General features: G+C 65.1%; 25 protein-coding genes and 1 tRNA gene. 10 read left to right on the forward strand and 16 right to left on the reverse strand.

Annotated features, from left to right (window positions below):
• Nucleotides 1-11 precede the first annotated feature (11 nt).
• From KIS93_RS32320 to KIS93_RS32330, 3 genes are read right to left on the reverse strand one after another with little or no spacing between them, the layout of a single operon-like run.
• Nucleotides 12-2,219 (reverse strand): heavy metal translocating P-type ATPase, encoded by a 2,208-nt coding sequence (locus tag KIS93_RS32320; RefSeq protein WP_080044096.1) that lies wholly within the window; start codon nt 2,217-2,219, stop codon nt 12-14.
• Between the two features lie 29 nt (nt 2,220-2,248).
• Nucleotides 2,249-3,157 (reverse strand): hypothetical protein, encoded by a 909-nt coding sequence (locus tag KIS93_RS32325; protein ID WP_080044095.1) that lies wholly within the window; start codon nt 3,155-3,157, stop codon nt 2,249-2,251.
• Nucleotides 3,154-3,363: a heavy-metal-associated domain-containing protein gene (locus KIS93_RS32330; protein WP_080044094.1), complete on the reverse strand. Its 210-nt coding sequence runs from the start codon at nt 3,361-3,363 to the stop codon at nt 3,154-3,156. Before KIS93_RS32330 ends, KIS93_RS32325 begins: the two co-directional genes overlap by 4 nt.
• A gap of 752 nt (nt 3,364-4,115) precedes the next feature.
• Here KIS93_RS32330 and KIS93_RS63670 point away from each other — a divergent pair.
• The 3 genes from KIS93_RS63670 to KIS93_RS32340 all read left to right on the forward strand — a co-directional run bounded on the left by KIS93_RS63670 (nt 4,116) and on the right by KIS93_RS32340 (nt 5,067).
• The gene (locus KIS93_RS63670; RefSeq protein WP_020542320.1) at nt 4,116-4,235 is read left to right on the forward strand and encodes a DLW-39 family protein; all 120 of its coding nucleotides are present in this window, start codon (nt 4,116-4,118) and stop codon (nt 4,233-4,235) included.
• 15 nt (nt 4,236-4,250) lie between these two features.
• Nucleotides 4,251-4,979 carry an HAD-IA family hydrolase gene (locus KIS93_RS32335; protein WP_080044093.1) on the forward strand — a complete coding sequence of 243 codons (729 nt, stop codon included), beginning with the start codon at nt 4,251-4,253 and terminating at the stop codon, nt 4,977-4,979.
• Nucleotides 4,980-4,994: 15 nt separating this feature from the next.
• Nucleotides 4,995-5,067: transfer RNA gene (locus KIS93_RS32340), tRNA-Ala, on the forward strand.
• A gap of 812 nt (nt 5,068-5,879) precedes the next feature.
• On the opposite strand, the gene KIS93_RS32345 is transcribed toward KIS93_RS32340, so the two are convergent.
• The 8 genes from KIS93_RS32345 to KIS93_RS32380 form a co-directional block, all read right to left on the reverse strand.
• A complete protein-coding gene (locus KIS93_RS32345; RefSeq protein WP_222107680.1) occupies nt 5,880-7,115 on the reverse strand; it encodes a site-specific integrase in 1,236 nt (411 codons plus the stop codon).
• Between the two features lie 54 nt (nt 7,116-7,169).
• Nucleotides 7,170-7,352, reverse strand: a complete 183-nt coding sequence (locus KIS93_RS32350; RefSeq protein ID WP_080044092.1) for a helix-turn-helix domain-containing protein — start codon at nt 7,350-7,352, stop codon at nt 7,170-7,172.
• Nucleotides 7,342-8,718: a replication initiator gene (locus KIS93_RS32355; protein ID WP_329607658.1), complete on the reverse strand. Its 1,377-nt coding sequence runs from the start codon at nt 8,716-8,718 to the stop codon at nt 7,342-7,344. Before KIS93_RS32355 ends, KIS93_RS32350 begins: the two co-directional genes overlap by 11 nt.
• A gap of 214 nt (nt 8,719-8,932) precedes the next feature.
• The gene (locus KIS93_RS32360) at nt 8,933-9,094 is read right to left on the reverse strand and encodes a hypothetical protein (protein ID WP_155128829.1); all 162 of its coding nucleotides are present in this window, start codon (nt 9,092-9,094) and stop codon (nt 8,933-8,935) included.
• A gap of 18 nt (nt 9,095-9,112) precedes the next feature.
• Nucleotides 9,113-9,454 carry a hypothetical protein gene (locus KIS93_RS32365; protein WP_080044091.1) on the reverse strand — a complete coding sequence of 114 codons (342 nt, stop codon included), beginning with the start codon at nt 9,452-9,454 and terminating at the stop codon, nt 9,113-9,115.
• Nucleotides 9,455-9,471: 17 nt separating this feature from the next.
• Entirely contained in the window at nt 9,472-10,101 is a 630-nt protein-coding gene (locus KIS93_RS32370) for a DUF2637 domain-containing protein (protein ID WP_080044090.1), read from the reverse strand.
• A gap of 18 nt (nt 10,102-10,119) precedes the next feature.
• Nucleotides 10,120-11,439 carry an FtsK/SpoIIIE domain-containing protein gene (locus KIS93_RS32375; RefSeq protein ID WP_080044089.1) on the reverse strand — a complete coding sequence of 440 codons (1,320 nt, stop codon included), beginning with the start codon at nt 11,437-11,439 and terminating at the stop codon, nt 10,120-10,122.
• Complete coding sequence (locus KIS93_RS32380; protein ID WP_186404537.1) at nt 11,432-11,761, reverse strand: SCO3933 family regulatory protein; 330 nt, start codon at nt 11,759-11,761, stop codon at nt 11,432-11,434. Before KIS93_RS32380 ends, KIS93_RS32375 begins: the two co-directional genes overlap by 8 nt.
• Before the next feature lie 111 nt (nt 11,762-11,872).
• Here KIS93_RS32380 and KIS93_RS32385 point away from each other — a divergent pair, with 111 nt between their 5' ends.
• The gene (locus KIS93_RS32385; RefSeq protein ID WP_080044087.1) at nt 11,873-12,238 is read left to right on the forward strand and encodes a GntR family transcriptional regulator; all 366 of its coding nucleotides are present in this window, start codon (nt 11,873-11,875) and stop codon (nt 12,236-12,238) included.
• Here the strand turns inward: KIS93_RS32385 and KIS93_RS32390 are convergent.
• A complete protein-coding gene (locus tag KIS93_RS32390; RefSeq protein WP_080044086.1) occupies nt 12,198-12,389 on the reverse strand; it encodes a hypothetical protein in 192 nt (63 codons plus the stop codon). The genes KIS93_RS32385 and KIS93_RS32390 overlap by 41 nt on opposite strands.
• Nucleotides 12,380-12,586 (reverse strand): hypothetical protein, encoded by a 207-nt coding sequence (locus tag KIS93_RS32395; RefSeq protein WP_080044085.1) that lies wholly within the window; start codon nt 12,584-12,586, stop codon nt 12,380-12,382. Before KIS93_RS32395 ends, KIS93_RS32390 begins: the two co-directional genes overlap by 10 nt.
• 151 nt (nt 12,587-12,737) lie before the next feature.
• Here KIS93_RS32395 and KIS93_RS32400 point away from each other — a divergent pair, with 151 nt between their 5' ends.
• The 3 genes from KIS93_RS32400 (at nt 12,738) to KIS93_RS32410 (ending at nt 14,916) form a co-directional block, all read left to right on the forward strand.
• Nucleotides 12,738-13,484 carry a helix-turn-helix domain-containing protein gene (locus KIS93_RS32400; protein ID WP_080044084.1) on the forward strand — a complete coding sequence of 249 codons (747 nt, stop codon included), beginning with the start codon at nt 12,738-12,740 and terminating at the stop codon, nt 13,482-13,484.
• Nucleotides 13,481-13,957: an NUDIX hydrolase gene (locus KIS93_RS32405; protein ID WP_080044083.1), complete on the forward strand. Its 477-nt coding sequence runs from the start codon at nt 13,481-13,483 to the stop codon at nt 13,955-13,957. The genes KIS93_RS32400 and KIS93_RS32405 overlap by 4 nt, the downstream gene beginning before the upstream one ends.
• Nucleotides 13,958-14,019: 62 nt before the next feature.
• Nucleotides 14,020-14,916, forward strand: coding sequence for a transposase (locus KIS93_RS32410; protein WP_080038125.1), 897 nt, complete (start codon nt 14,020-14,022; stop codon nt 14,914-14,916).
• 11 nt (nt 14,917-14,927) lie between these two features.
• On the opposite strand, the gene KIS93_RS32415 is transcribed toward KIS93_RS32410, so the two are convergent.
• The 3 genes from KIS93_RS32415 to KIS93_RS32425 all read right to left on the reverse strand — a co-directional run bounded on the left by KIS93_RS32415 (nt 14,928) and on the right by KIS93_RS32425 (nt 16,362).
• Nucleotides 14,928-15,473: an HD domain-containing protein gene (locus tag KIS93_RS32415; protein ID WP_329607657.1), complete on the reverse strand. Its 546-nt coding sequence runs from the start codon at nt 15,471-15,473 to the stop codon at nt 14,928-14,930.
• A gap of 67 nt (nt 15,474-15,540) precedes the next feature.
• On the reverse strand, nt 15,541-16,002 hold the full coding sequence (locus KIS93_RS32420) for a GntR family transcriptional regulator (protein WP_080044082.1): 462 nt from the start codon (nt 16,000-16,002) through the stop codon (nt 15,541-15,543).
• A gap of 174 nt (nt 16,003-16,176) precedes the next feature.
• Nucleotides 16,177-16,362 carry a hypothetical protein gene (locus KIS93_RS32425; protein WP_080044081.1) on the reverse strand — a complete coding sequence of 62 codons (186 nt, stop codon included), beginning with the start codon at nt 16,360-16,362 and terminating at the stop codon, nt 16,177-16,179.
• Nucleotides 16,363-16,500: 138 nt separating this feature from the next.
• On the opposite strand from KIS93_RS32425, the gene KIS93_RS32430 reads away from it, so the two are divergent.
• The 3 genes from KIS93_RS32430 (at nt 16,501) to KIS93_RS32440 (ending at nt 21,036) form a co-directional block, all read left to right on the forward strand.
• On the forward strand, nt 16,501-17,244 hold the full coding sequence (locus KIS93_RS32430) for a phospholipase D-like domain-containing protein (protein ID WP_329607774.1): 744 nt from the start codon (nt 16,501-16,503) through the stop codon (nt 17,242-17,244).
• A gap of 239 nt (nt 17,245-17,483) precedes the next feature.
• Nucleotides 17,484-18,821 (forward strand): DNA methyltransferase family protein, encoded by a 1,338-nt coding sequence (locus KIS93_RS32435; RefSeq protein WP_155128827.1) that lies wholly within the window; start codon nt 17,484-17,486, stop codon nt 18,819-18,821.
• Between the two features lie 58 nt (nt 18,822-18,879).
• A complete protein-coding gene (locus tag KIS93_RS32440) occupies nt 18,880-21,036 on the forward strand; it encodes an ATP-binding protein (protein ID WP_155128825.1) in 2,157 nt (718 codons plus the stop codon).
• Nucleotides 21,037-21,073 lie beyond the last annotated feature (37 nt).

Below are 21,073 nucleotides of genomic sequence, written 5' to 3' on the forward strand. Positions count from 1 at the left end.
TTACCTCTGTTTCACGTGAAGCGGCGCAGCCGGAGGCTGTTGGTGACCACGAACACGCTGGAGAACGCCATGGCCGCGCCCGCGATCATCGGGTTGAGCAGGCCCAGGGCCGCGAGTGGCAGGGCGGCCACGTTGTAGGCGAACGCCCAGAACAAGTTGCCCTTGATGGTCGATAGCGTGCGGCGGGACAGCCTGATCGCGTCCGCGGCCACCCGCAGATCGCCGCGGACCAGGGTCAGGTCGCTCGCCTCGATGGCGGCGTCGGTGCCGGTGCCCATGGCCAGGCCCAGGTCCGCCTGGGCCAGCGCGGCGGCGTCGTTGACGCCGTCGCCCACCATCGCCACCACCTTGCCGTCGGCCTGCAGCTTCTTGACCACGTCCACCTTGTCGGCGGGCAGCACCTCGGCGATCACCTCATCGATGCCCACCTCTTGGGCGACGGTCCTGGCCACGGCCTCGTTGTCGCCGGTCAGCAGCACCGGGGTCAGGCCCAGCGCTTTCAGCTGGGTGATGGCTTCCCTGCTGGTCGGCTTGACCACATCGGCCACCACCAGCACCGCGCGCGCCTTGCCGTCCCAGCCGACCGCCACGGCGGTGCGGCCTTTCGCCTGTTCGGCGGCCAGCGCGTCCGCCAGGTTCGCCGGGAGGTGCTGGGACCACTCCTCCAGCAGGCGGGGGCGGCCGACCAGGACCGCGTGCCCGTCCACGATGCCCTGCACGCCCAGCCCCTCGACGTTCGTGAAGTCCTCCACGGTCGCCTCGGAGCGGGCCTGGCGGGCGATCGCCTGCGCGATCGGGTGCTCGGAGGCGTGCTCCAGCGCGCCGGCCAGGCGCAGCACCTCTTCCTCGCTCTCCCCCTCGGCCACGTGCACGCCGGTCAGGTTCATCCTGCCCTCGGTGACGGTGCCGGTCTTGTCCAGCACCACCGTGTCGATCCGGCGGGTCGACTCCAGCACCTCCGGCCCCTTGATCAGGATGCCCAGCTGCGCGCCCCGGCCGGTGCCCACCAGCAACGCGGTCGGCGTGGCCAGACCCAGCGCGCACGGGCACGCGATGATCAGCACCGCCACCGCCGCCGTGAACGCCGCCCCCGCCCCGTCCCCGGTGCCCAGCCAGAACCCGAGCGTGCCCAGCGCGAGAGCGATCACGATCGGCACGAAGATGCCCGAGATGCGGTCGGCCAGGCGTTGCACCTGCGCCTTGCCGGTCTGCGCGTCCTCCACCAGCCTGGCCATCTGGGCGAGCTGGGTGTCCGCGCCGACCCGGGTGGCCCGCACGATCAACCGGCCGCCAGCGTTGACGGTGGCGCCGGTGACCGCATCGCCCGGCCGCACCTCGACCGGCACCGATTCGCCGGTCAGCATCGAGGCGTCCACCGCTGAGGTGCCCTCTTCGATTACGCCGTCGGTGGCGATCTTCTCGCCGGGCCGGACGATGAACCGGTCACCGGTCTTGAGCTGCTCCGTGGGGATGCGGCGGCCGTCGGCCAGCTCCACGTCCTTGGCACCCAGCTCCAGCAGGGCGCGCAGGGCCGCCCCCGCCCGCCGCTTGGAGCGGGCCTCGAAGTAGCGGCCGGCCAGGATGAACGCCGTCACCCCAGCGGCGGCCTCCAGGTAGATGTTGCCGGAGCCGTCGGTGCGCTCGATGGTGAAGGCGAACGGGTGCGTCATGCCGGGCGTGCCCGCGGTGCCGAAGAACAACGCCCACAGCGACCAGCCCAGCGCGGCCAGGGTGCCGATCGAGATCAGCGTGTCCATCGTGGCCGCGCCGTGCCGCAGGTTGGTCCACGCGGCCTTGTGGAACGGCCAGCCGGCATAGACCACCACGGGGGCAGCCAGCGTCAGCGACAGCCACTGCCAGTTGGTGAACTGCAACGCCGGGATCATCGCCATCGCGATCACCGGCACGGCCAGCACCACGGAGGTGATCAGGCGGTTGCGCAGCGGCTGCAGCTCGTCCTCAGGCTCCGTGGGAGGCGCCTCCGGCACGGGCAGCTCGGCCGTGTAACCGGCCTTCTCCACCTCGGCGATCAACTGCTGCGGCTCGACGCCTTCGGGAAAGGTGACCTTCGCCTTCTCCGTCGCGTAGTTGACCGTGGCGGTCACGCCGTCCAGCTTGTTCAGCTTGCGCTCGATGCGGTTCGCGCAGGACGCGCACGTCATGCCGCCGATCGTGAGTTCGACAGCTCTGTCCTGGGTGGCTCCGCCCAGAGAAGACATCACCTCTCCTTTCTTCAGTGGGCTCTTTCTCAGTGGCTGTGATCGTGGGTCGCGGAGGGGGCGTGCCCGTCCGACAGGGTGGCCGTGGCGGTGAAGCTCGCCGTACGGACCTTGCCCTCGTGCTTGAAGTCGAGGAACAGGCGGAAGTCGCCGCGGCTGGGAGCCTCCGCGTAGAAGGTGATCTCGGGCCCCGCCTGCTCGCTCTCCTCCGGGTGCACGTGCAGGTACGCCAGATCCCCCGCGCGCAGCGCCACCAGATGACCGTACGCCCCAAGGTAGGGCTCCAGGTCGGTGACCGGCTCCCCATTCTTGCTGACCGTCAGCGTGAGCTTGCTCGACCGGCCCGCGACCAGGTCGCCGGCCAGGTTCACCGTGTAGTCGCCGACGATCGCCGTACGGCTGACGTGGGGCAGCGGCTCCGGCCGGTAGTCACCCGCGGCCTGAAGGTCCGCGCCGAGCGTCAGCTTCTCCCCGCCCGCCGGGGCGAAGTCGGCGAACGCCCGGTACGGGCCCGCCTTCGGCAGCGACAGCTGCACCGACCAGGTGCCGTCGGGGGCCAGCTCGGGGTGGAGGTGCTGGAAGCTCGTCAGGTCGCGGGAGACGACGATGAAGTGCAGCTTCTTGTCGTGCTCGACCTTGTAGTCGGTGACCGGCTTGCCGTGGGGGCCGATCACCGTGAACCTGAAGTCGGTCGGGACGCCGGTCGTGATCGAGGTGATCGGGTTGAGTGTGTAGCCGTCCTGCGACACTTGGAGCCCCCCAGGGGTATCTGCGGCGGTGTCCGCCGCCTGGTGCTGCTGATGCTGTTGCTGCTCGGGTCGGGTGGCATGAGGGCTGGTCCTCGCTTCGGGGGCCACCACCTTGCCCACGCCCAGTCCGCCGCCGAAGACGACGGCCAGGCCCAGGGCGTACGAGCCGAGCTTCATCGCGGTGTTCATGGGTTCGCCACTTCATAACCGGCCTCTTCGACGGCGGCGGTGATCTTCGCCGGGTCGACGGGGCCGTCACTGTCCACGGTCAGCAGGCCGGACGCCAGATCCACCTCGACGCCGGTGACGCCGGCGACCCCGCTGACCTCCTCCTTGACCGAGCTCACGCAGTGGCCGCAGGTCATGCCCTTCACGGTGTAGGTGGCGGTGCTCATCGCTGTCTCCTCGTACGTCGTCACTGTCTTCAGCCCCTCTTGGGGGATACGGACGAGGCCCGCCCGGCGACGTGTCCTTCATCACTTTGCCCGGCCCTGTCCCTCATACCCCCAGGGGGTACCTTCGAACGATCGAGAAGTTAATATACCCCCCAGAGGTATGTCAAGTGCGACGTGCGCCGGATCTGCCAAGCCCTCCCGAACCGCCTGAATCGTCCCCTCTTCCCCCCATCGCGCCTCGCACCTCTCGCGCCTGAGCCATAGGCGGATCACGTCCAGCGGCACGACACCGCAGGCTCCAGGACGTGAAATCAAGGAGGGAGAGGTACGACGCCAGGTGGAGGCGCGACGTCACAGGAACCCGGACCACGACCCCGACCCCGACCCCGAACCCGAACCCGAACCGAGGCCGGAACCGGAACCAAGACCGGAACCCGAACCCCGAACCGGACCCCGAACCCGAACCGAGGCCGGAACCGGAACCGAGACCGGAACCCGAACCCCGAACCGGACCCCGAACCCGAACCGAGGCCGGAACCGGAACCGAGACCGGAACCCGAACCGGGACCGATCAGGGTGCGCATCCAGGCTGGATATTTGGCATGATCGAGCTGTTGTCCCAGATGGGCCACCCATTGGGCCCATCTGGTCAGAGCACAACACAGGGACCGCAGCCATACCTTGCTAGGCTGCTTGTCAACCGTTGGGTCTCACCCCGGCAGGTGAGACCGTCGAAGAAGTGGGGTCACACCGTGAAGAAGCTGCTCGTTCTGGCGCTGATCGCCCTTGGGGGGTTGCTGATCTGGCGTAAGGTGCAGGCCGACCGCGCAGAGCTCGATCTCTGGACCGAGGCGACCGGTAGCGAGAACTAACCGACCGGCGAGGCGATGAGTGACGTCGTCCCCATCAAGCTGGCGTGCCTGGACCTGGCAGGCACCACAGTCGGTGACATCGCCATGGTCGAGCGCGCCTTCGCCGAGGCGATCGCGACCCAGGGCATAGTGCCCGGGACCGGAGCGTACGCGCGTGCCATGGTTCACGTGCACCGGTCCCGGGGATGCCCCAAGATCGATGTCTTCCGTGGGATCTTCCCCGGCAACGAGGCCCAGGCCCAGGCGGCGAACCTGACGTTCGAACGCTCCTACGAGGGAGCGCTGGAGCGGGCGGGTCTCGTCCCCGTGCCCGGAGTCCTGGAGGTCCTCGACAAGCTCCGCGGCACCGGCATCAAGCTCGCCCTGATCACCGGCTTCAGCCGCACCACTCTGAGCCGCGTCCTCAGCGTCCTGGGCTGGCACGACAAGATCGACCTTGCCATCTCCCCAGAAGACGCCGGCGGCCGCGGCCGCCCCTGGCCCGACATGGTCCTCCACGCCGTACTCCGGCTCGGAATCCAGGACGTACGCCAGGTGGCCGTCATAGGAGACTCGGAGAGCGACATGCTCTGCGGCAAACGAGCGGGGGCTTCGATCGTGGCCGGCGTCATGACAGGCGTACACAGCCGAGAACGCCTCCTGAAGGGCGGCGCCACCCACATCCTCGACTCGATCGCCGACTTCCCGAACTTGATCCTGAGCGACGACCTTGGTACGACGCAGGTAGCTTCCTCCGCCCGGTAAGCTATCTTCGTCGAAGGGGCCTTAGCTCAGTTGGCAGAGCGCCTGCTTTGCAAGCAGGAAGTCAGGAGTTCGAATCTCCTAGGCTCCACCCCACGTCGAAGGCCACTTCCTATGATCGGGAAGTGGCCTTTTCGATCTTGTACAGCTGCAAAGTACAGCTACAGGCGCAGCCGCAGTCAAACAGCCCAAGCGCTTCTGTCTTCTCCGTGCCTCACTGATCGACTCTGGTCGTAGAGATGCCGACCATGGAAGCCGTGGCTGCGGGCGAGAAACCATGCATGGCGGGACATGCAGACCGTGGCGGTTCCCCTGTCGTCATCCTCTGCCGGGCCGCCAAAGCGCCGGCCCTAGGGCGCGCAACGTGAACATTTTACTTGCAAATGCCTCTTTATAGTTCCTCTCGATTGCAAGTTGGTTCTCTTGATGCGCAAGTGATCAAAGTGGTAGAAATAGACTCAATTCTGGGATCTCCGTGGTGGAGGCCTCCCGCTGATCTGCGTGCTCAGTGGCGGCTTCCCCTGTAACGAGGTCCACACGGACCTGAGGGATCCAACAGATGCAGCGAATGAGAGCTCTGGCCTGCAGCGAAAGCGAACGGCCCCCTGCAGCAACAGGGAGCCGCTCTCATGCCCCAACCCATCAGGTAAGGAAGGACACTCGATCGTGATTCTAGTACGACGCTCCGAGGAGCCCAGTGATGAACCCCCACGCGGAGGTCCATCACCACTGCCGCTCCGTTGGGCCGTCATCCTTTTCGTCAGCTCCATCGCTGGCGTATGGCTGGGCACCGCAACCGCGAACCTAGCAGCTGGCGTTGGCACAGCTCTCCTTGTAGTTGGACTCCTTCACACGATCCTCGGTTGATGTCGTGGCGCCCTAGCTTGGGCGCCACGACATGGGTTATGAATCCAAATGATCAGCGAGTTTCCCGAGGGCCTTGCGGGTCTCCTCCGAGGACACTTCGCTGTAGATGTTCATGGTCACCGCAATCTGTGAGTGGCGAAGGATCTGCATGGCGACCCTTGGGTGGACGTCGAGGGCGACGAGCAAGGACGCGCAGGTCTTACGGGTCGCGTGGACGTGGACCTTGCGCACTCCGGCCTTGGCGCAGGCGTTCGCGAAGCTGCGGCGGAAGTTGGACGGTTCGATCGGCCGGCCACTGGCGGTGGTGAAGACGAGCCCGGTGTCCTGCCAGTCGTCTCCAGCCGCTTCCCGGGCGGTGTCGCGCACTCGTTGACGGGCACGGAGAGCCGCTGTGACGATCTCAGGGAAGGGCAGAGTGGCATCGGACGCGTCGGTCTTCGTCTGGCGGTGCAGCAGCTTGCCCCCGACGCGCTGGAGTTGCCAGCCGATCGTCATCTCGGCCTGGTCGAGATCGACGTCTTCCCAGCGCAGCCCGAGCGTCTCACCCAGGCGCAGCCCGAGAACGAGCACCAGGACGTAAGCCGGGTACATCGCGTCCTCGTTCTTACGAGCCGACTCCAAGAAGGTCCGCGCCTCCTCAACGGACCAGGGTTTGACCTTGCGCTTGCGAGGGACCGACATCTTGACGTTGGCTGCGACGTTGCGGGCCAACGTCTCCTCCCGCACTGCGTTGCTCAGCGCGGCCCGCAGCGTCATGTAGGCGTCATGAACCGTCCACTCCGAGGGCAGCGACCGGCAGCACGTGCCGACGGCACAGCAGTGCCGACGCCGCTTCGGGTTGCTGTGATGCTCGGGCCGGGCGGCGTCCTTGCCCTGGTCGCAGCAGAGGCAGGATCGGCGCAGCTTGTTCAGCCAGGCTTGGACGTCCCGAACGGTCAGCTTGTCGAGCCGCTTGGAGCCGAGCGCTGGCGTGATGTAGAGCCGGGAGAACATCTCGTAGTTCGCCACCGTCTTGGGCGCGAGGTTGGGTTCCACGACGTTCGTGAGCCAGTACGCCAGGTAGTCCGAGAGCTTCGGCGACTTGGTGACCACGGGTCCCTTGCGGGCCAACTCGTGAAGCTTGAGCCACTTCTCGTGGGTCTCCTCACGGGTCTTGCCGTACGCCCACTTGCGGGTCTTCTTGCCCTCCGGCGTGGTGACCCAGACATAGCCTGCCCAGCCGTTCTTGCTACGGGAAGATTGAGCCCTCGTTGTTGGCGCGAGTGCGTCCATTCTTGCGCGGGCGCTTGCGCTCCTCCGGGGAGGCGAGCGCGGTCTTGGTGGGCATCAGGCGGCCTCCTCGCAGAGTCGGGTGATGTAGTCGTTCAGCGCGGTTGCGGGGATCCGGCGACAGCGGACGCCGACGACGATGGAGCCGAGTTCGCCGGAGCGGATGAGGTTGTAGATGGTCCAGCGACTGACCTGTAGCGCCGCCATGGCCTGCGAGACGGTGAGCAGCTCAGAGGGCATGTGGGTCTCCGAGCGGGGTTCCGGTGATGGCGGCGGCGAGGAGTTGGTCGCCGAGGCTGTAGCCCTTGCCCGCGTAGGTCCATTCGCTGATGACGAGGACGGTGTCCTCGTCGAAGAGTGGCAGGCGGCCGGTGGTGATCTCGTTGTCTCGTACGTGCTGTTGGCGATCCGCTCGGAGTTCGCCAAGGGTGGTGGAGTAGTGGCGGGAGCGGGTGGAGAAGTGGCCGCGGAAGCCGAGCATGTGGGCCCAGTCGGCGAGGCGGAGTTCGGCCAGGCTGGGTTCGGCGCCGAGGTGCAGGCAGGTGGAGATGAGGCGGCGGGCGTGGTCGCGCAGGTTGTAGGCGTCAAGGTTGTCGAGGGGGTTGATGCGGCGGTCGAGGGTGCCGACGCATTCGGCGGCTTTGGTGGCGTACTTGGCGATGTAGCCGGCGACGGTTTCGTCGGTGAGGTCGCCGTCCAGGGCTATCGGGCGGATGTCGAGTTGGTCGCCCCACCGCAGGGCTCGTTCGGGTTGGTCGGCGTAGGCGGGAGCCTTGGCTGAAACGGCCTTGGTGGCGTGCTGGATGGCGTGGGTCAGAGTCTCGGCGGTGGCCCAGGGTGGTGGGGGTGCTTCGGGGCCGCCGGGGCCGTCGAGGCGGATGACGGCGTGGAAGTGGACGACGCCGCGGCGCTGGTATTCGGCGACCTTGGCGAAGGAGAGGGTGAGGTGGTGGCGGAGGTCTTTGAGGAATAGGCCACCGATTTTGGCGAGGTGGCGGCGTACGGAGTCGGCGAAGCGCTTCCACAGCAGTGGGGCGAGCGCGTTGAACAGGACGGAGCCGGTGTAGTCGTAGCAGTCGGGGCAGAGCGGTTCGCTGAGGCGCGGGTCGTCTTTGCTGTGTCGTTCGGTGCAGGACATGGCGCGGCCGTGCGGGCAGGTAGCGGCGTTGCGGCGGGCGTGGCAGGGCTGGACCTTGCCGTTCTTCTCACGTCGCGCGTGAACCGTTCCGAAGCTCGGCGCGGTGAGGGTGACGAACAGAGTTGGATGAGTGGTGACGGTCTCTGGGACGCCCTTGCCGCCGATGAGGCCGGCGCGGATGAGGTGGTAGGTGTCGGCACGGTAGGTCTCGGCGCAGGCCGGGCAGCGGGAGGCGCGGCGGGTCTTGCACGGGACGCGCAGGATGCCGTCGGGTTCGGTGCGGGTGGTGTAGCGGTGCAGGAGCCTGCCGGTCGCCTGGTCGTAGTGGTCGACTCTGCCGCGTAGGTGGATGGGCTGACGGCAGCCGCCGGTCTGCTTGATCTGGTTGGCCCACCGGTCGTAGTCGGGATGGTTGAGTCGGGCAATCATGCCCGCTTTGGCGTGCGCGGTGGCGTGGGTTGTGGGCAAGATGGTGTCCTCCTTTCGCTCGTTCGGGTGAAGGGATGGCCCTCGACCTGGCAGTCGTCTTGGCGGATGTGCGGCCAGGCCGGGGGCGCTGCGCGTTAGGCGCCGTGGTTGTCGATGCCGGTGCCGTCACAGTCGCGGCAGCGGGCGTTGTCCGGGTCGAGGCCGGAGCCGTTGCAGGTGCAGCAGCGGTAATGGATCACCTCGTCCATTTCGGTCACTTCTGCCTGTTGCGGGCAGTGGTGAGGTAGATGCGCCAGTGGTGAGGGCGGGCGCGGTCCGGGTAGGCGCGTGAGACGCCGATGACGGTGAAGTACAGGCGCAGGCGGAACAGGGCGTCGACGATTTCGGCTCGGGTGCCGTCGATGCGGATGCGCATGGTCGGGTTCTCTCCTGGTCAGGTGGTGGGGGCGGGGTCGGTTTGGATGCAGCCGCGGTAGCTGGTTTCGGCGTCGTGGCGGGCGCGGGCGGCGGCCAGGATGGCGACGGCGCGGTATTCCACCGGGCCGAACAGACGCGAGGTGGCGTAGTGGCCGTAGGGGGAGTTCTCGTAGTCGATCTGTGAGCCGACGAGGGCGGCGATCTGGTCGATCTCGGCGCGCTGGTCGGCGTCGCTGGTCTGGTCGGGGAAGTGGTGGACGGTGACGCTGGAGGAGACGGGCACGTCGGGATGGGCTTCGAGGAAGGCGGCCAGGTCGAGCAGGCCGTTGATGAGGGCGGTGCGGTGGTCGTACGTCATGAGCTGGGGTTCTCCCTTCAGGCGGTGCGCAGGGTGCGCAGCAGGTCGGTGGCGAGTTGGCTGGAGACGCCCAGGCGGGTGCGGAGGGCGTCATCGGTGATGGGCTTGCCGTGCCGGGCGTGGTGTTCGTCGGCGACCCGTTGGGCGTAGTCGACGAGCGCGGGTGCGAGAGCGTCGCCCTGCTCGTCCGGGGCTTGGGTCGGGATGAGTTCAGGGACCGGGGTCGAGGTCAGGACCGGCGCGAGTTCGGGTGCGGACGGTTCAAGGCGGGTGGCGCGGCGTTCGAGCATCGAGACGGCGATGAGGAAGGCGCTGGCCGGGGTGGCGGCGGTGATCCAGCCCCAGATGGTCGGGTCGGCTTGGGCGAGGTTGGCGGCCAGGGACAGGATGATGCCGCCGGTCAGGACGAGCACGGGCCAGGAGAGCGGGCCGCGCTGGGTGCGGCCGGTCTTCTTGTCGCGTTGGCGTTCGCGGGCGGCCATGACGCAGGTCAGGTCGATGCAGACGGCGATGGCCCAGGACATCCAGCCGGCCTGGCCGTGCTGGCTGGCGGTGTCGCGGATGTGGGTGAACGATCCGGCACCCGCGATGGCGGCCAGGATGAGGACCGGGCCAGTGTCGAGCAGTCGGCAGGCGAAGCGTCGCATCGTTCCTCCCTTCGTGGTTCAGGCGTTGATGGGCTGAGGTAGGTGGGCGGTGATCTCGTCCCAGGGCGGGGCGAGGTGAGCGTGGGTGCGGGCGGCGTGTTCGGCGGCTTGCTCGGTGACGTAGAAGGAGCGGGCGCGGTACCACTGGCCGTCTTGTGAGGCGACGATGGCGACGCCGGGTGTTTCGGCGGCGATGGCGCGGGCCGAGGCTAGGGCGGCGGGGTCGAGGTCGCCGAGGGTCATGGTGGCGGTCTCGGGGTCGTTGACGCGGTGGCAGATGCGGCCGGAGCACTGGGCACGGAGGGCGGTGACGCCGGGGCCGAGGTCGGAGCCGATGCGCTGGCCGCAGCAGAACAGGTAGATGCCGAACGCGCGCCCGAGCTGGGCGACCCGCAGGAGCGCCGTGGACGTCTTGGCGATCTCGTCCTTCTCCGACTTGTCGGCCATCAGATACAGCTCGGCCAGCTCGTCGACCAGGACCACGACGGGGACCGGGCGGACGCCGGGTGGGAGCTGCCAGATGTTGCGGGCGCCGGCCTGGCGGCATAGCCCCATCCGGTCGATCATCAGGGCGACCAGGTCATCTAGGAGGCCGACGGACTCGGCGCGGCAGGTGGCCAGCGCCGACAGCCGAGGTGCGTACGGGGTGAACTCCACGCCGCCCTTGAGGTCGAAGCCGACCAGGGCGACCGGTTGCGGTGCGAGGCCTACGATGAGCGCGTTGGCCAGGTTGGATTTGCCGGACTGGGTGGCTCCCGCGTTGATCCAGTGGGGCACGGTGCGGAAGTCGATGAGCCAGGGTTTGCCGGTCTCCAGCCGTCCCACGGTCACCTTGAGCAGCTCGGGTGAGGCCGGGAGTTCGTCGACCTTGACCAGCGGGTCGCGCATGGTGGCCATGAGGACGACGCGGCCGGGGCCAGGTGAGGAGACGCGGATGGCGTGTACGCCCCAGGAGTGGGCGAGGCGTTCGGCGGCGACGGTGTAGTCGCCGGGTGTCTGGCCTTCCAGGGTGTGCAGGGTGACGCGCCAGCCGTGCCGGGTCGGCAGCGGCAGCCACATGAACGGTTTGGTGTCCACGGCGATGCGCTGCCACTTGCGCTTGACGCGGACGATGCCGGTGGAGGCGACGAGGCCGGGCACGGTGGTGAACCAGAAGCGCTGCCGTTTCTTGGTCAGGCCGCAGCCGAGGGCGACCCGCCGCCACGAGGTGCGTACTGACAGGGCGACGATTGGGAAGCCGAGCGCGAGCCAGAAGGACGGGTAGTGGTAGCGGCGCCAGGCCCACAGCCCCGCCGCGACGGCGGCCAGGACTGCGAGCACCTGCAGCGCGTCACGCATCGCCCGTCTCCTTGATCGGGAGCAGGGCGTTGGCGCGGTAGGCGATGCCCCATCGGCCGGCGATTTCCCAGACGTAGCCGAGCAGGCCGACGGCATTGACCTGGTCGCCGACGGTGATGGGCGGTTCGCCGGTGATGCCGATCTTGACGAGTTCGATGCGGCCGAACTCGTCTTCGACGGAGACGGTGACCTCGTAGACGGTGTTGCCGTTCTTGTCGGTCTTGATCTCGCCGGTGTCCTTGTTGAGCACCCGCGGGCGCGGGCCCTTGACGCAGGTGATGGCGAGCTTGCTGACATCCACAGGGATCGGGACAGTACGCATGGGCTGTGACCTCCTCTTCCGTCGTTCACCAACATAGTTAACCTAGTTGGCTTGGTTGTCAATGTGTTCTCGGTTGGCTTGGTCGGCGTTTCGTGATGTGATGGGGTGGCGATGGTTCAGAACACCGGGCGCCCCGGCTACCTCCAGATCGCTGACGATCTCCGTACGCAGATCCGCGGCGGCTCCCTCGCGCCCGGAACCCTGCTCCCGTCCACCGCCCAACTCGCCGAGCAGTACGACGCCTCGCTGAGCGTGGTGAAGATGGCCGTCGGCATTCTGCGCAACGAAGGCCTCGTGATCGGCCAGCAGGGCAAGGGCGTCTTCGTCCGCGATGCCGAGGAGCGCCCCGCCGGCGACGAGCAGGCCGACCTGGCCGAGCTGCGCGCCACCGTGCGGGACCTGTCGGTACGGCTGGCGAAGGTCGAAGAGCAGTTGGCTACGTCCACGTCACGCCGTCCCGGACGTAGCAGCCGGTAACCTTCCGAGCCAGCGACGCCGAGGCTCCGTCCGGGCGACGCCGCAGGTTCAGTGCCTTGTCCTCGCGGCGGATGCCGACCAGGACCGCGATGTAGCCGACCAGCAGGGTGACGCCGATCAGTCCGGCGATGATGAGGGCGATCACGTCCACGTCACACCTGCCATGGCGATGCGACGCGGGCCGCGCGGAGGACGGCGGGTCTCGTCCCGCCGCATGCCCTCCCGGCGCTTGGCCACCTGCTTCTTGATCCAGCGATCCCGGGCCCGGCATTTGCGGCATCGGGTCTGGCCCTCGTCCAGTCCGGCACTGCACTCGCAGGTGGGCTCGGGGTAGATCTGCTCAGTCATGTGATCACCTCTCCCTTCGGTCGCTCCGGTGTTGCCTTGTGACACCAAGATTGCGACGGAGAGTCAGGACGAGATCACTACACGACGGGACATGTTCAAGACGTCCGTCCTACGATGTGCAGGTCCCCGGACGTCCTCCTGAGCAGGTGACATGGCGAACGAAAGGTTGCGAGCGGCCCTGTTGCAGCGCGGCGTGAGCATCGCCGAGCTAGCGGAGGCCATAGCGGTCGACCCCAAAACCGTCGAACGGTGGGTAACCAAGTCCCGCGCGCCATACCGAAAGCACCGCTTTGCGGTGGCTTCATACCTCGAAACCGAGGAAACCTACCTCTGGCCCGAGGCGCTCACCCGCGACCAGGTCGCCTCAGCCTCGGAGAGCGAGATCGTCACCGTCTACCCGCACCGCTGGGCCGTCCCCAGGGACGTATGGGGACGACTCTTCTCCGCAGCGTCGGAAGAGATTGGGGTGCTTGTCTACAGCGGGCTTTTCCTCGCCGACGACGCCGGGATGCTGCGCATGTTCGGCGAGAAGGCCGACGCAGGCGTACGCGTCCGCATCCTGCTCGGCGACCCCGACTGCGCCGAAGTGGCCCAACGCGGCAAGGACGAGGGCATCGACGACGGCATGGCCTTCAAGATCCGCAACGTCCTCGTCCTGTACCGATCGCTACGAGAGTGCGCCAACGTCGAGTTTCGGATGCACTCCACAGTTCTGTACAACTCGATCTACCGCGCCGACGACCAGTTCCTCGTCAACACCCACGTGTACGGCGTCCCGGCTGGCAACGCCCCCGTCTTTCACCTCCGCAAGGTGGTAGGTGGGGACATGGTCACCACGTACGCCACCAGCTTCGAACGTGTCTGGGACGGAGCCAGGCCCCTAGAGTCGTGCCCATGACCAAGCGGATCGACTACTACAACGACCCGAGCGCCCCAGCCCCCAACAGTCTGGTGCCATCCGTGAACGTCATCGTCACCAACCCGGCCGGCGAGCTGCTGATGATCCGCCGCACCGACAACGACAACTGGGCCGTCCCCGGCGGCGCCATCGACCTGGGCGAGTCCATCCCGCAAGCCGCCGTACGTGAGACCCTCGAAGAAACGGGAATTGTCTGCGAGATCACCGGCCTGGTCGGCACCTACAGCGACCCCCGGCACGTGATCCTCTATACCTCCAACGGCGAAGCCCGCCAGGAATTCTCGATCGTCCTGACGGGCCAGGCCATCAGCGGTGAGCCGACGCCGAGCGACGAGTCCCGCGAGGTCCGCTGGCTATCTCGCGAGCAGGTCACGTCCTTGCAGATGGACCGCTCAATGCGGATGAGGATCGAGCACTATCTAGCCGGTACCGCCTTGCCGTACATCGGCTAGATCGCTGATGTGAAAATTGGTGATCGGCTGCAGGCATGACGAAGGACGTCCATGGTCGGTGTGTGAAGACTGACTTGGACGCCCTTCTAACCGCACTCTACGTGCATCTGGACGATCACGTGATGCCTTCGCAGGGCCGGCCTCGCGGGCGGGGCCGGCCGCCGGTGCTGACCCCGGCCGAGGCGGTGGTCGTGGCAGTGGCGCAAGTGCTGCTGCGGTGTGACGACGAACGCCGCTGGATGCGGATGGCGGCCGGCCGGATCGGGCATCTGTTCCCCAGACTGCCGTCCCAGTCGCAGTACAACCGGCAACTGCGTGCGCTGGGGCCGGCTATGTCGGCGGCGGCGTTGTGGCTGGCACGCCAGGTCCCCACCTGGCACGAGCCTTTGCGACTGATGGACGGCACCCCGATCCGCTGCGGCGCCTCGCGGGTGACGGTCAACAGATCGCACCTGGGTGAGATCGCCGGATACGGCATGGACAAGTCCCACCACGCCTTCTACTGGGGTGCCAAGCTGATGCTGATCACTACCGCTGACGGCGCGGTGACCGGCTTCAGCCTGGCCCACCCCAAAGAGCTCGACGAACGCAAGCAGGCCCTGCACCTGCTGCACGTCCACCAGATAGCCGGCGGTCCATGCCCGATCGTGTGCGACAAGGGATTCGCCGGAGCCGGCATCGAGAAGGCCGCCGCCGATCTGGGCCACCTCCTGATCCGGCCGGCCCGCGAAGACGAGCCTGCACGCACCCTGCCGTTTCCCGGCTGGCTGCGCCAGCGCATCGAGGCGATCATCTGGACGCTGAAGAACCAGCTCGGCCTCGAACGTCACAACGCCCGCCATCCAGACGGCCTCTGGGCACGCATCAGCCAACGCGTCCTCGCCCTCAACGCCGCAATCTGGCACAACTGGAACACTGACGCACCGGTGAAACGGTCACTGACCGCCTATGACCACTAACCAAATTCACATCAGCGATCTAGCGCCGCCTCGACCGCCCTCACCGCTGACAGGATGCATGGGGTCGAAGCGGTGATAGAGCGACTGACCAGGTGTTCGGGACCATAGCGAGAGTGGATCTCCGCCAGCCGGTCATCGGCGGTGAGGTGGCTGCCGTCGGGGCCGGTGGTCATGTCGCAGTAGGTCAGGGCTTGGACCAGTTCCGGGCGTTCCTCGTCGAACTCCGTGGTGAGTTCGTTGAACAGGGAGCGTTCGAGCGCCTCGTTGACGGCGCAGGAGTGGTGAGCCACCAAGCGGCAGAGAGTGTCGTCGGCCTGGTGGACGTCGCGCAGGTAACGGGCCCCGTCGAGCGGGTGGAAGCCCGTCACGACCAGTTCGGGCGCGTACCCGATGTCGTGCAGGTAGGCGGCGGCGGTCAGGGTGTCGGCCTCGTCGCCAAGGATGGATGCCAGTGACACGGCGCGAGCGGCTACCCCTTGGGTGTGCGCCCAGCGCCGGGGCAGTGTCGTCTCCAGCAGTTCTTTGGCGAGGTCATGAGCCCATTCAGCTTGTCCCACGCTGTTCACGATAGGCATGCGAGGCCGAAGCCGATCCAGGGAACACGCCAGGACGTCCCAGGACGTCTCAGCTCCGCACGAACCGGCCCCGACCGTGCTCGGCCACTACTAATCCTTCACGCTCCAGCAGCCCGAGCGCCTGCCGGACGGTGTTACGCGAGGCCCCATACCGCCGCCGAAGGCTCAATTCGCTCGGCAACGCCGCCCCCGCGGCCAACTCGCCATGCCGGATCTGCTCGCGTAGGTCTCCCGCGATCAATTGATAGCGGTAGACGGCATGGGGTGTCGCGGCTGCTGCCGTGATGACGCGTCCCTTGGAGGGGATCGTCACGATCAGCCCCTCGTCCTCCAGGATGGCCAGTCCGCGGCGCGCGGTGTTGCGGGCAATGCCGAACTCCTGGCACAGCTTCGCCTCCGAGGGCAGCACACTGCCCGCCGCGTACTCGCCGGCCACGATGCGATCCCGGAGCCGATCGGCCAGTTGCGTATAGACGCGCCAGCCGGTCAACCACGCGTGCCCGTCGGACATCGCTCGGTCCCTCCGTCAGGAGCGGTAGGCATCGGCGATGCGGTTCAGGTCCACGCCGAGTTCGCCTTGCTCGCCCTCGTTCCAGCCGTCCTGCACGGCCTGGACGATCCGTTCGACCGCCACCGGCAGACGCAGCGAGCTGACCCGCTCGTCACCTTGGTCACCCCAGTAGAACTAGCAGAACGCCAGATGGGCGAAGATGCGGCGGGCACGGAACCGGCTGTCGGTGACATCGAGACCTGGCCGGCCGTCTTCGCCGATCACGAGCACCGCCGTGATCTCCTGCTTCGTGAGCTCGTTCCGTAGTGCTGTCAGCAGTCGCTCAGCGTAGGCGTTCTGCTGTTCCTTGATGCTGTTCATGAGCGGACTGTCCCTTCGCCGTTACCGGATGTGTAGGACGAGGTTCGCGCGCTCGCTGGAACCTCTACACCACAACTCGGGGACGTCTAGGGACGTCTCGTGTTAGTTTCGCAGGCAGAACGGCTGACCTCGCGGAAGGTGCGCCTCTTGAACGACAACCTGCGCCACGCGCTCATCAACGCCCGCCTCCAGCCCATCGACGTCGCCGCACACCTGGCCGTCGATCCCAAGACCGTGCACCGATGGCTGAAGGGCCGCATCCCGTACCCCCGCCACCGCTGGGCCATCGCCGACCTCCTCCACGTCGGGGAGTCCGACCTGTGGCCCGAAGCAGCCCAGCAACACCGCGCCATGTCTGACGAGGTCCAGGCCATCTATCCGCACCGCTGGACCGTCCCCCAAGCCACCTGGCGGCACCTTTTCCAGTCCGCTACGCGCGAGATCGGCATCCTCACCTACAGCGGCCTGTTTCTCGCCGAAGACACTGGCATCATCCGCCTTCTCGCGACACAAGCGCGAGCAGGCGTGCAAGTCCGCATCCTGCTCGGCGATGCCAACGCCTCCGAAGTAGCAACCCGCGGAGCTGACGAGGCCATAGGCCCGACCGTTATGGCAGCACGCGTCGCGAACGCCCTCACCCTGTACAAGCCTCTGGTCGGTGTCGGAACCGTGGAAGTCCGCCTTCACGACACCGTCTTGTACAACTCCATCTACCGCGCAGACGACGACCTCCTCATCAACGCCCACGCCTACGGCACTCCAGCAGCCCAGGCCCCCGTCATACACCTACGGCTCACCGAACCACAGGCAGCGGCAGCAACCTACCTGGGCAGCTTCGAACGAGTCTGGGCCGCTGCGAAACCTCACGCAGAACAGGTATAAGCCCACGTCACACAGTCCCACCAAGAGGTCCATCAAGATCCGAAAGCAACTTATCTGTACGTCATCAAGGCGCACGCCGCCTCCGGCGTCCTGCGCGGTCGCTGGCCGCGCTGCGGCTCTTCGGCCGGTCGCGGCCAGCGCCACAGGCTCAGAGCCGTTCCAGCTCTACCTGAGGACAGAAACTGAGGAAACGACTGCGCCGCCCTCACAAGTAACAGAGTTCACTGTATCTTCGCTGTGTGATCTCGAACGATGCGTTCTCAGCGTACAACAGCTACAACGACGAGCTGCATGCGATACTCAGCAACAGCTCATCATTGAGTGGCTTCGCGAGGGAGTCTATCGCAGCGCACCTAGATGGTGCCGCGTACCAACGGCTCCGCAAGACCGTGGATGTTCGCATCCGGAGATCACACAGCACGTTCTTCACAGGCTCGCAGCTACGAGCTCGCCTCGTGGCACCGTATCGCCACCTTATAAGGCGAGGAGTACCCATCATGGACCCCGCCTGTGGCGCTGGTGATCTCTTGATAGAGGCCCTTCAACATCTGCCGAAGGCATGGACCCTCAGAGAGCGGTGTGACTACGCTGCCCGTAGCCTCCATGGCTGGGATCAGATAGGTGTCCTCGCAGAGGTTGCTCGGAAGAGACTGGCACTTGCTTTGCTCACTTCTGAGGCGGCACCCAGCGAGCGGCGGGTGGCGCCAGAGTTTCCTAACATTAGGCAAGGCGATGGAATCGCAGAGGACTGTAACTACAGCAACGTTCGTCTCATCCTGCTGAATCCACCATTCGCTCGCACACTGCTGCCCGTCCCGCAATCGTGGGGTGAAGGCGTCACATCTCAGGCGGCGCCCTTCACTCTTGAGGTGCTAAAAAAGGCTGACGATGGTACCCGTATGGCGGCTATTCTCCCGGATGTCCTTCGGTCGGGCAGTCGCTATAACCGCTGGCGGGACGAGATCGAAAAGCTTGCAGATATTAAAAAGATCGAACCCATTGGCCTATTCGACATCTGGACAGATGTCGATGTGTTCATCGCACACATGGTTGTGCGATCAAGAAAGCGGCGCAAGGCGAACCCTCGAGAGGCCTGGCAGGACCAGTCACTCACGCCAGGGGGTACCGTTCGGCTAGGAGACGTGGCCACCATCTCCATCGGAGACGTGGTGCCCCATCGGCATGCAGACGAGGGGCCTACAGTCCCATATCTCACAGTGCACGATGTCCCCGTAGGCGCGACGGTGACTCATGCTCCAACTCGTCGCTTCGCCGGGAGACTCCACCAAGCGCCCTTCGTGGTGTTGCGACGCACATCGGCGCCAACCCGCGCCGGCGGTGAGAGGCTGTCCGTATCGATCATTGACGGCTCCCTTGGCGAGGTAGCAGTCGAGAATCACCTTGTCGTAGTGAGGCCGTTGGACGGGAGTGGTCTCACCTGCGACTCGCTGAAATCCCTCCTCGAACATCCCTCCGTCACCAAGTGGCTAGATGCCCGCATTCGAACACGTCATCTCACGAAGACTTCCCTACTGGACCTGCCCCTGCAAGGCATGCAACTATCAGTAGACGATTGAGCCTGCTACTTGGTTGAAGTGTCAAGAACGACAGACTCTCGACATTGCCGGAGATTGCATGGACAGCGATTCCAGCGTAGCCCGGATGCGCTTCGCTCCCGAAATTTTGCGTCGGCTGGGAGAAGAGCTAGTACCGCATCCCGATCTCGGCATAATAGAGCTGGTCCGCAACGCATACGACGCAGATGCTGAGCGATGTGTAATAGAACTAATTGACGTCGAAGCGCCTGGCGGAACAATTAGGGTGAGCGATGTTGGCGAAGGGATGACGCCAAGAGATATAAATGACGGCTTCCTCTTGCTCGGCCGATCAGGCAAGATCGAAAGCGAGTTCACCCCCAAAGGACGACGCAAGGTTGGCGAAAAGGGACTTGGGCGGCTTGCGGCACTTCGGCTCGGCCGCGAAGTCCGCTTGAGAACACGTCCTCGCACCGAACCTGGCGTTGAGTACCAGCTGAACATAGACTGGGACTTGTTTGAGACGGCAGTCGCAGTAGAAGACATCGATCTATCAATAGTTCGCGTTAGTACTAGCGAGTCCCCCGGTACAACCATCGAGATTCTCAAAACCACTCATGAGTTGAGCCACGCGGACGTAGAACGACTTGCCAGATCGCTCGTAATGCTTACCGGGCCATTCCCAGATACAAATGTCGACTTTGTAGCGGAACTTCGATCCCCCGAGTTCTCTGCTATGGAGAAGATCGCACGTCAGGGCTTCTTTGAAGTATGTGACTATATCCTTACGGGTACACTAAGTGCAGATGGCACTATTTCGGCCACGCTCGCGAATCGTCATGGGGCTGTTCAAGCCTCGGCCGGCACAGACGAAATCATGCGGCACAATCCCGATCACAAAGCCGTATCGCCGCCACAGTTTATGGCCCCACCAAAAGCAGAGCTGAAACTTTGGATTTTCAACCTACAAACGGTGTCGTTCGACGCAGATGGACACCGCATACCAGGCCTGCAGAAGTCAGTAAGCAATTGGCTCAAACAAGTCGGTGGATTCCATCTTTTTCATCGAGGCTTGCGTGTGCATCCCTATGGAGACCCAGGAAATGACTGGGTCTCGATGAACGCGCTGCGGACCGCCAACCCGGAGCTTCGTCCTGCGACGTACACATCGGTTGGACGTATCATCCTTGCGGATGATGAGACTAATCTAACGCCAAAAACTGACCGCAGCGGCTACGTAGAGAATCTTTCATTCCGAGAGCTTCGTGAGTTCGTCAGATCGGTCCTTGAGTGGGCTGCAGATGTTCGCGTCGAGTGGCGCGATAAAACCAATCAAGAACGAAAGAGGAAATCCAAGAGCCGAATAAAAGAAACACAGGAAGCAGTTGATGAGGCAATCAAGCTAGCTCCTCGGGAAACGCAGAAACTTGTTCGCAAGGCCGTCCAAGAGGAACGGGCTGCCATAAAAGAGCGCCTCGAAGTCATGGAGCATGACCTAGAACTCTATCGCACTCTCAGCACGGTAGGAACGACGACGGCCGTCTTCGCGCACGAGACCCTACGTCCAGTCGATGCTATCGAGCAGATGGCCAAGGCGGTTAAACGACGCGGCGAGCGGGCTCTGGGTGAAGATTATGCAAGGACGATCGCGAAACCAGTACAGCTTATCGAAAGAGCTGCAGGATCCCTTCGTACTTTCGCTGAGCTGCCACTAATGCTTCTCAAGAATCGCAAGCGTCGCCCCGGCATCGTAGAAGTAGGTCCAGTTGTAGCAGACCTACTGCGTACCTTTAAGCCTTATCTTGACGACTCACAGGTCTCGGTTGTCCTGGAATTTCCTGACGAGCCAGCCAAGATACAGTCAACGGTTGCATCGGTAGAGGCAATTACGGCTAATATAATCGCAAATGCGGTAGCTGAGTTTTCTGCGACCGAGGTGAGTACGCAGTCACGTGCCCATGAAAGTAATCGCGCGGGTAACGATAATGACACGCGTACGCTCGTTATCCGTTGCACTCTAAGTCCAGAGAGCGTCCATCTTGTCTTTAGCGACAACGGAGGCGGTATCCGCGGGCTCACGCCTGAAGAAGTATGGCTTCCCGGTCGTAGCACAAGAGAGGGCGGCACAGGTTTGGGTCTTACGATTGTCCGGGACATCGTGGCCGACCTGAGGGGCAAGGTTTGGGCTCAGAGTACAGGTGAACTGGGCGGGGCGGAGTTCCACATCAGTATTCCACGCGTGCGCACGTTGGCCTAAAATCGAGGCCTCAGAGCATCGGGGTAGCCAAGGAGTC

Source organism: [Actinomadura] parvosata subsp. kistnae, from assembly GCF_900323885.1.
Taxonomy (GTDB): Bacteria; Actinomycetota; Actinomycetes; order Streptosporangiales; family Streptosporangiaceae; genus Nonomuraea; species Nonomuraea composti.